15 protein-coding genes are annotated in these 14,436 nt (G+C 67.3%); 9 read left to right on the top strand and 6 right to left on the bottom strand.

Features of this window, described 5'->3' with window-relative positions:
- The first annotated feature begins 55 nt into the window (after positions 1 to 55).
- The 3 genes from ACT4ML_RS07440 to ACT4ML_RS07430 all read left to right on the top strand — a co-directional run bounded on the left by ACT4ML_RS07440 (position 56) and on the right by ACT4ML_RS07430 (position 1,341).
- Positions 56 to 604, top strand: a complete 549-nt coding sequence (locus tag ACT4ML_RS07440) for a DUF2243 domain-containing protein (protein WP_138245831.1) — start codon at positions 56 to 58, stop codon at positions 602 to 604.
- An 83-nt stretch (positions 605 to 687) separates the two neighbouring features.
- Complete coding sequence (locus tag ACT4ML_RS07435) at positions 688 to 1,083, top strand: prefoldin subunit beta (protein ID WP_444720286.1); 396 nt, start codon at positions 688 to 690, stop codon at positions 1,081 to 1,083.
- On the top strand, positions 1,084 to 1,341 hold the full coding sequence (locus ACT4ML_RS07430) for a DUF3194 domain-containing protein (protein WP_138245833.1): 258 nt from the start codon (positions 1,084 to 1,086) through the stop codon (positions 1,339 to 1,341).
- Positions 1,342 to 1,411: 70 nt separating this feature from the next.
- On the opposite strand, the gene ACT4ML_RS07425 is transcribed toward ACT4ML_RS07430, so the two are convergent.
- The 5 genes from ACT4ML_RS07425 to ACT4ML_RS07405 all read right to left on the bottom strand — a co-directional run bounded on the left by ACT4ML_RS07425 (position 1,412) and on the right by ACT4ML_RS07405 (position 6,007).
- Positions 1,412 to 1,762 carry a hypothetical protein gene (locus ACT4ML_RS07425; RefSeq protein ID WP_444720285.1) on the bottom strand — a complete coding sequence of 117 codons (351 nt, stop codon included), beginning with the start codon at positions 1,760 to 1,762 and terminating at the stop codon, positions 1,412 to 1,414.
- A 125-nt stretch (positions 1,763 to 1,887) separates the two neighbouring features.
- On the bottom strand, positions 1,888 to 4,194 hold the full coding sequence (locus ACT4ML_RS07420; RefSeq protein ID WP_444720284.1) for an LUD domain-containing protein: 2,307 nt from the start codon (positions 4,192 to 4,194) through the stop codon (positions 1,888 to 1,890).
- A gap of 1 nt (position 4,195) precedes the next feature.
- On the bottom strand, positions 4,196 to 4,702 hold the full coding sequence (locus ACT4ML_RS07415; protein WP_444720283.1) for an LUD domain-containing protein: 507 nt from the start codon (positions 4,700 to 4,702) through the stop codon (positions 4,196 to 4,198).
- A gap of 125 nt (positions 4,703 to 4,827) precedes the next feature.
- Positions 4,828 to 5,325 (bottom strand): YciE/YciF ferroxidase family protein, encoded by a 498-nt coding sequence (locus ACT4ML_RS07410; RefSeq protein WP_138245837.1) that lies wholly within the window; start codon positions 5,323 to 5,325, stop codon positions 4,828 to 4,830.
- A gap of 127 nt (positions 5,326 to 5,452) precedes the next feature.
- On the bottom strand, positions 5,453 to 6,007 hold the full coding sequence (locus ACT4ML_RS07405) for a GMP synthase subunit A (protein ID WP_444720282.1): 555 nt from the start codon (positions 6,005 to 6,007) through the stop codon (positions 5,453 to 5,455).
- A gap of 150 nt (positions 6,008 to 6,157) precedes the next feature.
- On the opposite strand from ACT4ML_RS07405, the gene ACT4ML_RS07400 reads away from it, so the two are divergent.
- The 4 genes from ACT4ML_RS07400 to ACT4ML_RS07385 all read left to right on the top strand — a co-directional run bounded on the left by ACT4ML_RS07400 (position 6,158) and on the right by ACT4ML_RS07385 (position 11,014).
- The gene (locus ACT4ML_RS07400) at positions 6,158 to 6,379 is read left to right on the top strand and encodes a hypothetical protein (RefSeq protein WP_444720281.1); all 222 of its coding nucleotides are present in this window, start codon (positions 6,158 to 6,160) and stop codon (positions 6,377 to 6,379) included.
- A 102-nt stretch (positions 6,380 to 6,481) separates the two neighbouring features.
- Entirely contained in the window at positions 6,482 to 6,619 is a 138-nt protein-coding gene (locus ACT4ML_RS07395) for a hypothetical protein (RefSeq protein WP_444720280.1), read from the top strand.
- 144 nt (positions 6,620 to 6,763) lie between these two features.
- The gene (locus ACT4ML_RS07390) at positions 6,764 to 7,912 is read left to right on the top strand and encodes an NAD(P)/FAD-dependent oxidoreductase (RefSeq protein WP_444720279.1); all 1,149 of its coding nucleotides are present in this window, start codon (positions 6,764 to 6,766) and stop codon (positions 7,910 to 7,912) included.
- Between the two features lie 180 nt (positions 7,913 to 8,092).
- Entirely contained in the window at positions 8,093 to 11,014 is a 2,922-nt protein-coding gene (locus tag ACT4ML_RS07385; protein WP_444720278.1) for an MEDS domain-containing protein, read from the top strand.
- 71 nt (positions 11,015 to 11,085) lie between these two features.
- Here ACT4ML_RS07385 and fen read toward each other — a convergent pair whose 3' ends face one another.
- Entirely contained in the window at positions 11,086 to 12,063 is a 978-nt protein-coding gene (gene fen / locus ACT4ML_RS07380) for a flap endonuclease-1 (RefSeq protein ID WP_444720277.1), read from the bottom strand.
- A gap of 123 nt (positions 12,064 to 12,186) precedes the next feature.
- On the opposite strand from fen, the gene ACT4ML_RS07375 reads away from it, so the two are divergent.
- On the top strand, positions 12,187 to 13,578 hold the full coding sequence (locus tag ACT4ML_RS07375; RefSeq protein WP_444720276.1) for an outer membrane protein assembly factor BamB family protein: 1,392 nt from the start codon (positions 12,187 to 12,189) through the stop codon (positions 13,576 to 13,578).
- A complete protein-coding gene (locus tag ACT4ML_RS07370; protein ID WP_444720275.1) occupies positions 13,568 to 14,428 on the top strand; it encodes a hypothetical protein in 861 nt (286 codons plus the stop codon). The genes ACT4ML_RS07375 and ACT4ML_RS07370 overlap by 11 nt, the downstream gene beginning before the upstream one ends.
- Positions 14,429 to 14,436 lie beyond the last annotated feature (8 nt).

The following is a 14,436-nucleotide window of genomic DNA, read 5'->3' as shown; positions in this document are numbered from 1 at the left end:
CCGACCCTGTACGGGCAGGCAACGCGGTCTTCGTTCTCGTTTCCGAAGTCACGGTATGGCCGAACGGGAGGGCACGTGGCTCGGACTGCGGCGGGACGCCAAGCCGCTGGTGATCGCCGGACTCGCGCTCGGGCTCGGGCTGGGCGGCTTCTTCGACGGGATCGTCTTCCACCAGATCCTCCAGATCCATCACATGCTCTCGTCGTATCCCGACTCGAGCGTCGCGACCGATCTGGAGCTCAACGTGATGGCCGACGGGCTCTTTCACCTCGGGACGTACGTGTTCACGATCATCGGCGTCGTGTTGCTCTCTCGAGCGTGGCGGTTCCACTCGGTCCCGAACTCCGGGCGGGCGCTGTTCGGTGCGGTGATCATGGGCTGGGGCGTGTTCAACCTCGTCGAGGGGATCGTCGATCACCACCTGCTCGGGCTGCATCACGTCTGGCCCGCCGGTCCCGGCCCGATCGTCCTCTGGGACGCAGTCTTCCTGCTCTGGGGCGCGCTTTTCCTCGTCGGGGGCTACCTCGTGATCCGAACCGACAGCGCCGCGACGCCGACGGCCGGCGACGACGCGGTCGCAACCGACGGACGCGGTTCGAACTAGGCCAGGACGATCGGCAGTCGGTGCCGACCGCCGACCGGAAGACAAAGCTGGTCTTTATCAGTCCGGAGGGCGACGGTCGAGATATGCAAGGAAACCTGCCGCCCGAGGCACAGGAGAAAATCGAGCAGCTTCAGGACCTACAGGAGACGGCACAGGAAGTCGCCGTCCAGAAACAGGAAGCCGAATCGGGTCTCACCGAGGCACAGAACGCCCTCGACGAGCTCGAGAACATCGACGAGGGAACGACGATGTACCGAAACGTCGGCGAACTCCTCGTCGAGACCGACTACGATCAGGCCGAAGAGGACCTCGAGGACAAGGTCGACTCGCTCGAGATCCGTCTCGAGACCCTCGAGAAGCAGGAAGAGCGCGTCCAGGACCAGTTCGAGAGCCTGCAGGAGGAACTCGAGGACATGCTCGGCGGCGGCATGGGCGGCGGTCCGGCCGGCCCCGGCGGTCCGGGCGCTGGCGGCGCGTAAATGCCGACTGACGAGCCGTCGGACGAGACCGTCGTTCAGACGGCGGCCGACGCCGCGGAAGGCGTCATCTTTTCACAGTACAAACAGTCCGACGTGCGCGATTACGACGTGACCGTCGTCTTCGAGGACGGCGTCCTCGAGGTCGACGTCTACCTCAACGCGCCCGAGGACGACGAGGCCGATCCCGACCCCGAACAGGTCGCCGACGACGCCGCGCTCGCGGCGCGACACGCAGTCGACGAACTGTTCGAGGCGTAGGCACGCGGTTTCGTTCGATTCGCTGTACTCCTGCCAGATAGTGAGCGATCCGCTCGAGTCGCGCGATTCGTTACGACCGTAACCGGCCGCTCCCGATGACTGCGAGCCCGAGGGCGCCGACGAGTATCAATGCGCTGAGCACGGGCTCCGGCAGGGTATCGATTTGTTCGCCGACGACGCCCACGACGACGAGCAGTCCGGCGACTGCAGCGGGAAGCGGCCGTGTGACCAGTTGTTGCCCGAAGGCCCGGAGCGACCAGTATCCCATCTCGAGTTTCGACGCGACGGCGGCCCCGAACGGGCGGTTTCCGTCCGGGTTTGCGGCCGACTCGAACGCCTCGAGGTCGGCCTCTGAGACCCGCTCGAGTTCGCCGGTGTTGACTCGTCTGCCATCAGCGTCCCCGACACGGAGTAGTGTCACGGTCTCTCCGCTCGTTCCGACGACGCGGTAGATTCCGGCAGGGTAGTCGCTATCAGTCGGGCGGAAATGGTCGTAGATGGATACCGAAGTCATTCTACTACCTGTGCGGGCTCGAGTTTCGTTCCCTACCGCCGAGAGCCGGGTGCGAGCAACTCGATCGGATGCGGAACCTCGCGCTCGAGCAGCGCCTCGAGCTGGTCCCCACACGACGTTCCGGACGCGACGACGGTTTCCGCGTCCTCGACCTGTGTCGCCAGCCGCTCGCCGACATCTATACTGAGTTCGTAGTACTCCCGCTTGTAGCCAAAGGAGCCGGCCATGCCACAACACTCGGCGTCGGAGGGTTCGGGCGCGTAGCCACAGCGCTCGAGGACGGCCACGGTGGGGGCTTCGAGGTCGAGCGTACGCTGCTGGCAGTGGGAGTGGTAGGCGACCAGCTCCGCTCCGTCGCCGGTCGACAGGGCCGACGGCTCGGCTCCGTTCTCGAGCAGGCCGTAGACGTACTCGCAGATCTCGTAGCTGCTCTCCCGGAGCCGATCGAACGACTGCTCGGGGAGCAGGCGCTCGTACTCGCGGTGCATGGCGGCCAGATCGGAGGGCTCGATGACGACCACGTCCCGGCCAGCATCGAGGTCCTCGGCTAGTGCACCGAAGAGCCGGCTGGCCTGCCGGTCCGCCGTCGCGATCATCCCCTGTGAGAGCGCCGCGCGCCCGCTCTCGGGCAGGTCTGGAACCCGAACCGGAACGCCGAGCGCCTCGAGTGTCTTGACCGCGGCTTTCCCGCGCTCGGTGTCGACGTAGTTCGTGTACACGTCCGGGTAGAGGACGACCTCGCGGTCGATCTCGGTCCCGCCGTCTCGAGCGGCCCGTGCTGCTCGTCGGCTCGAGGCGTCCGGGCCACCTCGCTCCTCGAACCAGTCGACAAGGGACTCCCGCCGGAAGGTGGGCAACTCTCGGCGGCGGTCGATTCCGAGGGCGTGCTCGAGGGCCGCGCGGACGGGGCCGGCGTCGGCGAGCCAGTTCGAGACGGGCGCGGTCGCGCTGGCGGCCTTCGCGACGGTGCCGATGTTGCCGAAGAAGCGTTTGCCGGGGTCGATCCCGCCTGCTTCCTCGTCGGGCGTAAGCCCGTCGACGAGGAAGTCGTACGACTCCGCGTCGCCGCTGCGGTTGATCCGGTCCCGGACGACGGTGTTGATCCACGGGATGTCGATCTTCACCGGACAGGCGTCGACGCAGCGCGTACAGCCGGTACAGAGGTCGTTGAACTCGGCCGCCGAGTCCTGTCCGTGGACGCCGGCCTCCCAGCCGGTCGCGATGCCGCCCGAGTAGGTCTCGCCGCCGAACCCGTGGCCGCCGACCGACTGGAAGTTCGCACACGAGTTCGAGCAGGCCCCACAGCGGATGCAGTACAGCGTCTCCCGGAGCTGATCGTCCTCGCGCATGTCCGTGCGGCCGTTGTCCAGCAAGACGAGGTGGAAGTCGCGGTCCGAGTTCCCGAGTTCGTCCCCCGCTCCGTTACCGTCGCCCGTGATCGGCTCGTCCGGCGACTCGAAATCCAGCGTCGGCGAGTCGGTCGGCGGGGACAGCATCGTCACGTACTGGGAGATCGGCTGGCCCGTCGCGCTCTTGGCGATCAGATCGACGAAGGGCTCGAGGTCCGACAGCGTCGGGATCAGTTTCTCCACGCCCGCGATCGCGACGTGGGTGTCGGGCGTGACCGCGCACTTGCGGGCGTTGCCCTCGTTCGTGATGAGCGTGATCGTCCCGCTCTCGGCGACGACGAAGTTCGCACCCGTAATCCCCACGTCGGCCTCGGTGATGATCTCGCCGAGGTGGTCGCGGGCGAACCGGGTCAGCTCTTCTGCCGTCTCGAACGGCTCGTCGGGGTCGAACCGCTCGTTGAACAGCTCGGCGATCTGCCCGCGATCGAGGTGCATCGCCGGGCCGACGATGTGGGAGGGCGTATCGTCCGCGACCTGCAGCACCCACTCCCCGAGGTCGGTCTCGGTGACGTCGATCCCCGCGGCCTCGAGTCCCTCGTTGAGATCGATCTCCTCGGTCGTCATCGATTTGGATTTGACGACCGACGGCTCCGCGGCCGCCGCGTCGACGTCGGCACCGCTCGCGGCCTCACTCTCGACCACGTCGGCCACGTACGCGTTCGCGTCCGCGGCGTCGTCCGCCACGTAGACGGTACCGCCGTTGGCTTCGACGGCCGCCCGGACCGTCTCGATCAACTCCGGCAGTCGCTCGATGGCGTCTTCCTTGATCGCCCGTGCGTCGGTTCGCAACGCCTCGAGGTCGTCGGTCCCGCCGTAGGTCTCCTTCCGGCGGTCGTTCGAGGCGCTCGCCTGGGCGTGGATCGCCGGCCCCTCGGTCTCGAGCAGGTGCCGGATCCGCTCGGCTCGCTCGGATCGCGTGCGCTGGGCCATCCTATCGGTCCTCCAGAACGATCACGTGGACCTCGCCCGGCCCGTGGACGCCGTGGACGAGGTCGCCCATGTCCGCCGTCGCGCTCCGTCCGGTCGCGAAGACGACGCTGTCCCGGCCCGCGTCGAACCCGTCCGCGAGCCGGTCGAAACCGGCGCTGAGATTCGGGACGACGTCGCTCTCCGGGACGACCGCGACGTGACGGTCCGGGTAGAGGGCGATCGGTTCCGCGCCGTCGGCCGTCGACTCCACGGCGACGCTGCCGTACTCCGCGATTGCGAACCCGACGGGAGTGACGCCCGTTCGTGCCGCCTCGAGTTCGGCGGTCGTCGGCGCGGTCGTCACCGTCTCGGGGAGCGAAACGCCCTCGTAGGGAAGCGCTGCGCCGACGGCCGGCGCGTCGGCGACCGCGTCGATCCGCTCGCTCGCGTCGGCGGCCGCGACGCGCTCGAACCCCACCTCGAGTCCCTCGAGGGCGCGTTCGAACCGACCGATAGTGTCAACTGTCATCGTCACCCACATCCGGGCGGACGGGCAAGAGACTGACGGTCAATCGGGGACGTGGTGAGCCTCGCTGCTCGAGCGCGTGTTCGATCTCCCAGGTGGCGAAAAAGAAACTGAATGCCGGGCCGCTCTCACTCCGAGACCGACAGTTCGCCGTAATCGAACTCCTCGCCCATTTCCGAGAGGCTGTCGAGTTCGTCCTGCTCCTCCCGCAGCGTCTCCTCTAAGGTGTCCGCGACGTCGTCCATGCCGAGCTGGTCCGCCATCGGGATGAGGTTCCCGTAGACGGCGATCTCGTAGTGTTCGGACTTCTGGCCGGCGGCGATGTTGAACCGGTCGATGGCCTCCTGACTGGGATCCTTGTCCATGAACTCCTCGTGGGCCTCGATCATCCCGTCGACGACCGGATCCGTCTCGGCCTCCGCGTCGGCGTCGAGTTGCTCGAACACGTCTTCGATGCGCTCGACGTGATTTTGCGTCTCCTCGCGGTGCTCGGCGAAGCCCGACTTGAGTTCCTCGCTCGAGGCAGTTTGCTCGAGTTCGTCGAGGGCCTCGACGAGTTGCTGTTCGGTGTAATACGCGTGTTTCAGTCCGTCTACGAAGAGGTCTTCGGTTGAGTCGATAGTCATAGGCGCTCGTGTGAGTCGACAGCGCTGATTTCAATAAACAGGTGGCTTGCAGATGAGACGGTCGCCGGTCGCCGCAACCGTCCGAACCCACACGAGCACGTATGATAGCGGTGTGGCGGGACCGGGACTACCGCGATTCGCAGATCGCGACGAAGTTCTCGAAAATCTCGTCGCCCTCCTCGGTATGGGCGACCTCGGGGTGCCACTGGACGCCGTAGAGGTCGCGGTCGGTGTCGCTCATCGCTTCGACGTCACACACGTCGCTTCTCGCGGTCAGTTCGAAGCCGTCCGGCAGTTCCGTGACCTCGTCGGCGTGGCTCGCCCAGACGCGGGTCTCGGGGTGCAGGGTGCCGGTCAGCGGGTCCTCGTCGTCGACGATGTCGACGGTGACGTCCGCGTAGCCGCCGTAGTCGCCGCTGCCGACGCTCCCGCCGAGTTCCTCGGCGATCAGTTGCATCCCCAGACAGATACCGAGGACCGGGATATCGGCCTCGAGGTACTCGGCCGACGTGCCGATCCGATCCATGTCGGGACCGCCCGAGAGGACGACACCGTCGGCGTCGACGGCTTCTGGCGGCGTGTCGTTGTCGATCAGTTCCGTGTCGACGCCGAGGTCGCGAAGCGCTCGGCGTTCCAAGTGGGTGAACTGTCCGTGGTTGTCCACCACGACGATCTTCGTCATTGCGTGCTCGTAGCGGCTCACTCGGTAAAAACGGTCCGAAAACCGCGCTCGGCTCGCACGCGAGGCGGAACGCTATCGCCGCCCCGTCATAAGCGATGAACGACTCGAGGCGCGGGCTTTTCAGTGCACAGTACAATCCCGGCATAGAGTATGACTCGCCCGAGTGTCGATGCCGGCGATATGCGGTGGGGATGGACCTGTCCGCTGTGCGAGACGGACGCCTCGGTCTCGAGGGATCCCGAGTCCGAGACGTTCCGATGGGAGTGTGACGACGAGTCGTGCGAGGCGGTGGGCTTTGGCTTCACCTCGCGACGCAAGGCCAGACTCGCCCTCAGAGAGTACCGCGAGCGGTATCAGAACATCTACCGGTAGTCGGGTTACGACGGACTGCTCGAGGCCCCATCGATTCCGCCGATGTAACCCGTGAGTCGGCGTTCCGGTACGTTTATGCGTTCGTCACCGGATGACAGAGACATGGCTGTCGATCTGAGCGAATTCGACCATCCGGCGTGGCTCACTGTCGTGGGAACGGGTATCGGCTACGGACTGATCCTCGCCGTGCTGACGCTGGCGATGTTTATCGTGCCGTGGCTCGTCTTCTCGGCCCTGTAGCGACGCACTCACCGGCGGTCGTTCGCGCTCGTTTTCCCGCTTCGGTAGGACCGAATCGCCGACTCGAGTCGGATCTGTAGATACCGTTCCAGTCGGGGCGATCGTCCACCGGTCACTATGCGACTCGAGTCCCTACGCCTACCCATGCACGTCGTCGTTCTCGGTGCGGGCTACGCGGGGCTGACCCTGACGCGGTTGCTCGAGGAAGACCTCCCCGAGGCGGTCGACATCACGCTGGTCGACCGGTCGCCGGACCACCTCGTTCAGCACGAACTCCACCGGGTGATCCGCCGGCCGGAACTGGCCGCGGCGATCACGGTCCCGCTTCCCGAAGTGCTCGAGCGGGCCGCCGTCCGCGTCGCTCGCGTCGAAGAAATCGACCGCGACGAGCGGGTCGTCTCCCTCTCGAGCGGCACGCTTTCCTACGACGTAGCGGCGATCTGTCTCGGCGCGCGGACCGCCTACTACGGACTCGAGGGCGTCCGGGAGCACTCGACGCCGCTCAAGCGGCTCTCGCACGCCAATCGGATTCGGTCGGGCGCGCTCGAGGCGTTCCGCGGCGACGACCCGCGACTCGTCGTCGGCGGGGCCGGCCTCTCCGGGGTGCAGGTCGCGGGAGAACTTGCGGCGCTCGCTCGCGAGGAACGGGCCGACGCGACGATTACGGTCCTCGAGCAATGCGAGCACGTCGCACCGGGGTTCTCGGACCCCTTTCAGCGCGCGGTTCGGACCGCACTCGAGGAGCAGGGGGTCGAGGTGCGGACCGACGCGGCCGTCCGGCGAGCCGACGAGACGCACGTCCACCTCGACTCGGGCGACCGGGTTCCCGCCGACCGGTTCGTCTGGACCGGCGGAATTCGGGGCGCGGACGCGCTCGAGGGCGAGCGGCCGACGGTCCGGAGCGACCTCCGGCTCGACGAGCGGACGTTCGCGCTCGGGGACGCGGTCCGCGCGGTCGGCGCCGACGGGGAGCCCGTGCCGGCGAGCGCACAGGCCGCCGTGCGGGAAGCGCGGACGGTCGCGGAGAGTATCACCACCCTCGCTACGGACGGCGACGGGATCGAGGTCGACGCCGCTCTCGAAGCGTTCACCTTCGAGTCGCCCGGCTGGGTCGTCAGCGTGGGCGACGACGCGGTCGCGACGGTCGGCGACCGCGTCCTCACGGGCCGAGCAGCGAACGGGCTGAAAACGACGGTCGGGTTGGGGTACCTCTCCGCGGTCAGCGACGCCGAAACCGCGGCGGGGTTCGCCTATCGGGACCTCGTCCCGGAGCGGTTCCAGCGCGATCGGTGAGTCGCGGTCGACCGACGCGTCGGAACGGTTGCGGAACGGCCGTAGTGTCGGTCCGCTGGGGACGGTTTGCTGGCTCCCGGAGACCGGCACGCCGCGGCCGCGACTTCCGAGAGAGGCCGGCACGACAGTCGTCTCTCCCCACTACAGATCTTTTAGGGCTCCGCACGGTACTGCTCGGTAATGAGTCGACAGGCCGAACCCGACGATCAGGAGGGCCCACCGGATCGCGGGGGCGGGATCGAGGCACTGCGCCGGAGTTCGGCGTTTCGCGGCCCGGCCGAACCGATCGAGGCCCACGACCACTCGAACGGCCATCTCGCGTTGCTCTACGAGAGCCGCGACGAGCAGTTCGCGGCCACGATTCCGTTCGTCCGGCAGGGGCTCGAGCGGGGCGAGCAGTGTCTCTACATCACCGACGAAACCGACGGGGATGCGGTACTCGAGGCGCTGGGCGATGCCGGCATCGACGTGGATTCCGCGCTCGAATCGGGTACGCTGCTGGTTCGATCAGCGGACGAGACCTATCTGGCCGACGGGTCGTTCGACCTCGAGGAGTCGCTCGCGTTCCTCGAGAGCACCGTGGCGGCGGGGCTCGCGGAGTTCGAGGGCGTTCGCGTGGCCGCAGAAGAGACGTGGCTGCTCGAGGAGGCCGACACGGCCGAGGAGTTCATGGCGCTGGAATCGCGGGTGAACGAACTGTTTCGGGACGAGAACTGTGCCGTGCTCTGCCAGTACGACCGCGACCGGATGCCGGCATCGATCCTCCACGACGTTATCAAGACGCATCCGCACCTCGTCGTCGGCCGGACCGTCTCGCAGAACGTTTACTACACGCCGCCCGAGACGTTCTTCGGGCCCGATGACCCGGCCGCGACGGTCGATCGAATGCTGGCGACGGTCCGCGAGCGGACCGAAGCGAAGACGGGGTTACGGGAACACGAACGCTACCTTCGGGAACTCTACGAGACCACCGCGAACAGCGACGGATCGTTCGAGGAGACGGTCGAGCGACTGCTCGAGCTGGGCTGTGAGCGGTTCGATCTCAGGGGCGGCGCGCTGGCGCATCTCCCGTCGTGGGAGAGCAACTTCAGGGCGGAGGCCACGGTCGGCCCCGACATGGGCGATCTGGAGGGCGAGTTACCCGTCCAACCGGCCGAGGGCAACTTCTGCCGACGGGCGATTACCTGGGACGAGCCGACCGCCGTCCCCGACGTCGTCGAGGCCGGCTGGGACGACGACGTCGTGTTCGAGGAGTTCGGACTCGAGACCTATTTCGGCATCAGGGTCACCGCCGGCACCGATCCCTACGGAACGCTCTGGTTCTACGACACGTCGCCGCGAGACGACCCGTTCACCGACGACGAGCGGACGTTCCTGAAGCTGATGGGACAGTGGGTGAGCAACGAACTCGAGCGCCGGGAGCGCGAGCAGTTCCTGCGGACGAGCTACGAGATCACGTCGAACCCCGATCACACCTTCGAAGAGAAAGTCGACCAGTTGCTCGAACACGGCCGCGACTGGTTCGGGTTCGACATCGGCTATCTCACGTCGGTCGCGACCGATACCAATCGGTTCGAGGTCGTCGACGCGGTCGGCTCGCACGAACGGATTGAGCCGGGCGTCACCGACACGCTCTCGGAGACGTACTGCCAGCGGGTGATGGACGCCGGGGAGTCAGTGAGCGTGACGAACGCCGTCGCCGAGGGCTGGGAGGGCGATCCCGCCTACGATACCTTCGGTCTCGACGCCTTCCTCGGGACGACCCTGGAAGTCGACGGCGATCGCTACGGAACGCTGTGTTTCGGGGCACAGACTCCGCGAGAGGAGGAATTCACCGACACCGAGTACACGTTTCTGGAGCTGATGAGCCAGTGGGTGAGCAACGAACTCAGTCGCCGCGAGCGCGAGCGGTTCCAGCGGCGGCTGTACGAGATTGTCGCCGACCCGGATCGGTCGTTCGACGAGCAACTCCAGTCGGTTCTCGATCTCGGCTGCGAGCGGTTCGACATGAAGTTGGGCGGGATCGCCGCGGTCGATCCGGAGACCGATCGATTCGAAGTCGAGGTCACGAACGGCGATCACGACCACCTCGTCCCGGGCGAACGGTACCCGCTCTCCGAGACGTACTGTCAGGTCCCCGTGACCAACGGTGGTACGAGCGCGATCACCGACCCCCTCGCCGACGGGTTCGACGGGAAACTGTGCGCCCAGCGATTCGGCGTGCGGGCGTATCTCGGGACCTACCTCGAACTCGAGGAGGCCGACGACCGGACGTTCTGGTTCATCGCGAACGAGTCCCGAGACGAGTTCTCGGAGGCCGAGCGGACGTTCCATCACCTGATGGGGCAATGGGTGAAGTACGAACTCGAGCGCCAGCAGTACGAGCGGGACTTAGAGCAGACGGTCGCCCAGCTCCAGCAGTCCAACGACCGGCTGAAACAGTTCGCCTACGCCGCCTCGCACGACCTGCAGGAGCCCCTGCGGATGGTCTCGAGTTACCTCCAGCTCCTCGAGCGCCAGTACGGGGCCGACCTCGACGAGGACGCCCGGGAGTACATCGATTTCGCGGTCGACGGCGCGGACCGGATGCGAGCGATGGTCGACGACCTGCTCGCGTACTCGCGGGTCGAACAGGCAGACGGCGAGTTCGAGCCGGTCGACTGTACTGCCGTTCTGGAGAACGTGCGGGCCGACCTATGGGTGGCTATCGAGGAGCGCGACGCGGAGATCACCGTCGGCTCGCTTCCGACGGTGACCGCCGACGGCGAACAGCTCGAGCAGCTGTTCTCCAATCTCGTGTCGAACGCCGTCAAGTACAACGAGAGCGAGCCGCCGCGGGTCGACATCACGGCCGAGGAACGGGCGAACCACTGGCAGTTCGCGGTCGCCGATAACGGGATCGGGATCGATCCGGACAAGACCGACCGCATCTTCGAGGTCTTCAAGCGACTCCACCACGACGAGGAGTACGCGGGCACCGGCGTCGGACTCCCGCTGTGCCAAGAGATCGTCGAGAACCACGACGGCGACATCTGGGTCGAGTCCGAACCCGGTGAGGGGTCGACGTTCTACATCGAACTCCCGAAACGCACCGCGAGTTGACGGTCGACGGTCGGACGGTCACGCGCTGCGAGCGGCTCCGTGTCGATCGAGACCGAGAACCCGACCGGCGCTCAGGTCCAGCGATCCAGCCCCGTCTGCGTGACGCTCTCCTCGATGCGCTCGAAGCCGCGTGCGACCTCGCCGGCGTCGACGCCCCACTCGTCGGTGACGTAGGCCCTCGCCGCCTCGAGGTCCGGATCGACGCTCGCGTCGAACTCGTAGTCGTCGGTCACGTCGGGATCGCGGAACAGTTGGCGAACGCGGTCGCCGTACTCGACGTGGTCGCCACGCGCCTCGAGGACGCTCCAGAGGTCGCCGTGTTCGGTGATCGCCGAAATCGCCGTCTTCGGTCCGATCCCGGAAACGCCCTCGTTGAAGTCCGTCCCGATGAGGATCGCCGCGTCGATCAACTGCTCGAGGGTCAGGTCGTGGTGGGCGAGGGTGGCCTCGAGATCCATCAGTTCGGGGTCACCCTTGCTCGTCAGTTGGCGCAGGGTCAGCGGGGAGCCGAAGAGGAGGGCGTCGTAGTCTTCCGACCCCACGTAGTCGGCGTCGCCCCGTTTGACCATGTGGGCGGCCTGGGCCTCGCCCTCCGCCGGCGCTTCGACGATGGGCACGTCGAGCAGTCGCAGCAGTTCGCGGCTCGTCTCCTGGATCGTCGGCGTCAGCCGCTGCGTTCGGGACTCGAGTTGCGCGATGGCGACCGAATCGCCCTCCTCGCGGGCGGTCTCGAGTTGCTCCTCGTAGCTCCGGCGCTGCTCGCGGCGGGACTCGATCTCGTCGTCTTTCAGTTCGGACGGGCCGCCGTCGAAGACCATCACCGGCGTGATGTCGTGTTCGAAGAACTTGGGCAGCCCTTGGACGATCCCGACGAGGTTGGCGACTTCGGTTCCGTCTCCGGTCGTGTACTTCCTGCTGTCGGTCCACTTGACCGTCGTCGTCAGATAGCGGTAGAGCCAGTTGTGCGCGTCGACGGCGACGGTCCCCTCGATGTCGTCGAAGGGAATCTCCTCGATGACGGCGATGTCCCGAAGTGCGGCGTTTCCCATTGGCAGCCATTTGGGCGGACCGGGATTTGAATCGTTGGCTTCGACCCGCCCGCGTACCGAGTCGATCGGCGTCGATACGAAGTTTTATTCCGGAGATAAAATGGATATACACTAACTGATAGCATGGATAACGCCTCGAGCCCGGGTCGTCGGGCAGTGCTCGCCGGCGTTGGAACGCTGCTCGGCGCGGGCGCGGGCTGTCTCGGCGCGGACCGGACGCCCGCCGCGAGCGAGACCGACTGGCGAATGTACGGCCGCGATCCGGGCCGAACGCGGTACGTCTCGGACGCTGACCTGCCACGGGACGGCGTCGAGATCGCTTGGTCGCGCTCGGTCAGCGCGTCCGGGTGGCTCCCGCCGGTCGTCGCGAACGGGACCGTCTACTGCCAGTACGCAAACGGGCTGTTCGTCGTCGATGCCGAGACCGGCGACGGAGATGTCGCCAATACCTACGGCGGCTTCGGTCGGGGTGCCGGCCCGATGGCGTTCGCCTCGACGACGGTCTACCGGGACGGCGTGTTGCTCGTCCCGTACGGGAACGCGGTCGCCGGCTACGCCGCCGAACCCGACGGCTGGCCCGAGACCGTCTCGGGGATCGGCGAGGACCGGGCGCGCTGGTGGATCGACGGCGAGGGCGTTAGTACGGCGCCGCCCGGCGGGTTCGGTGCGGACGCGGCGCAGTCCGGCACACCGGTCGTCGCGGACGGGACCGTCGTTAGCCTCCATCCGCGGGGAACCGTTTCGGCTGTCACGCCCGACGACGGCGGCGAACGCTGGCGATACGGACTGGCGGCCGCCAACCCCGACGACGAGTACTCGCTCGTTCCCATCGACCACGTCATCGACACCGCGACCGGGACCGTCGTCGTGAAAGGGCGCGTCCTCGGCGGACCTGTGCTCGTCGGACTCGACCTCGCGGACGGCACTCACGAGTGGACCGTCGGTGAGGGGCGGACCTCCGAGTGGCGGGTCGAGGCCGATGACAGTATGGCGGCACGCGACGGGACGGTCTACACCGTCGGATGGACGGAATCGGACTCGAGCCGGGCGGTTCGGATCCGCGAACTCGACGCGGCGTCGGGCGGTCGCGGCTGGACTCGCCCGCTCGAGCGCGACGCACACGTCGGGTTCGCCGTCGACGAGACGACCGTCTACCACGTCGGCGTGATCGAAGCCGACGAGGGGGCTGACCCGATCGGCGTCGCGGCCATCGACCGCGCGGACGGCGGCGTTCGGTGGACGGAGACCATCGACGACGCGCCCGGCAGCATCCTGACGGAAGGGGGCCCACCGCCGACGGTCGCCGGTGACCTCCTGCTCGTCCCCAGCCGTGTGGGTCTCCACGCCCTCGCGACGGCGGACGGCGAACGGCTGTGGACGTTCACCGAAACGGTCGGGACCTCGGGCGGCGGCGAAACCGAACGTGCCGCCCTGACGCCCGCGGTCGTCGCCGGCGATCGAATCGTCATCGGAACGACGCTGATGCTCTACGGGCTGGGTGACGATGGCGACTGACGACTCCGATTCCGACGCGGTCAACGGGGGCGAGACCGGGCCGGAGCCGGTCGTCTCGAGTCTCGGGGCCGGTCCCGGTCTCAGGTCGATTTTCGCGACCGTGGTCGCCCTGCTCCGCGGGCGGCCATCGCTGGTCAGCCCATTCGCCGTCGCCGGCGCGTTCGGTGCCGCAAGTACGGTCGCTAGGCTCGCGTCGCCGTACCCCGTTGGCCTCGCGCCGTTCCCCGACCGTGGCCTCGTCCAGCTTTCGCTGCCGCTTGTCCCGCGGCTCGAGCCGACGGTCGAAATCAGTTCCGCGATCCTGTCCGGGATGAAACCCCGGTTTCTCGTCGCCTTCGTCGGCTGGCAGGCGCTGCTCAGCGCCGCGACGGCGGTCGCGTTCGCCTGGTGTCTCTGGCTGGCGGGCACGGACACGAACGGGGTTGTCCCGCCGCTCGATCGGGTCGCCCGACTCGTCGCGTTCGTCGCGGTCGTCGCCGGCGTCTCGCTCGGCACGGTAGTCCTGGCCGGCGCGTGGACCGGGTTCGGCATCGGGCTCGCGTTCGTGGCGCTACTCCTGATCGCTCCCGTTTTCGTCGCGCTCTTCGTCGCTCCCGCGGCCATCGTGATCGACGGCGACGATCTGGTCGCGGCCGCACGCGAGAGCCTCGATTACGCGGTCGCAAGTCCCGGCACGATTCTGGTGATATTGGTCGGGCTCGGCTCCGTCGGATACGCACTGACCGGCGTCTCGCGGCTCGCGTCGTCGCCGCCCGTTGGAGCCGTGCTGGCGACCGTCGTCAGCGTGACCGTCGCGGGAACAGTCCACGCCGTCACGGTCGCCGCGCTCCACTCGGCGGGGCCGCAGTAGGGTTGTCG

The sequence above is a fragment of the Natrinema sp. LN54 genome, assembly GCF_052439245.1.
Lineage (GTDB): Archaea > Halobacteriota > Halobacteria > Halobacteriales > Natrialbaceae > Natrinema > Natrinema versiforme_A.
The sequence above is the reverse complement of the archived record's forward strand: the minus strand, read 5'-3'. Positions and strand labels throughout refer to the sequence as shown.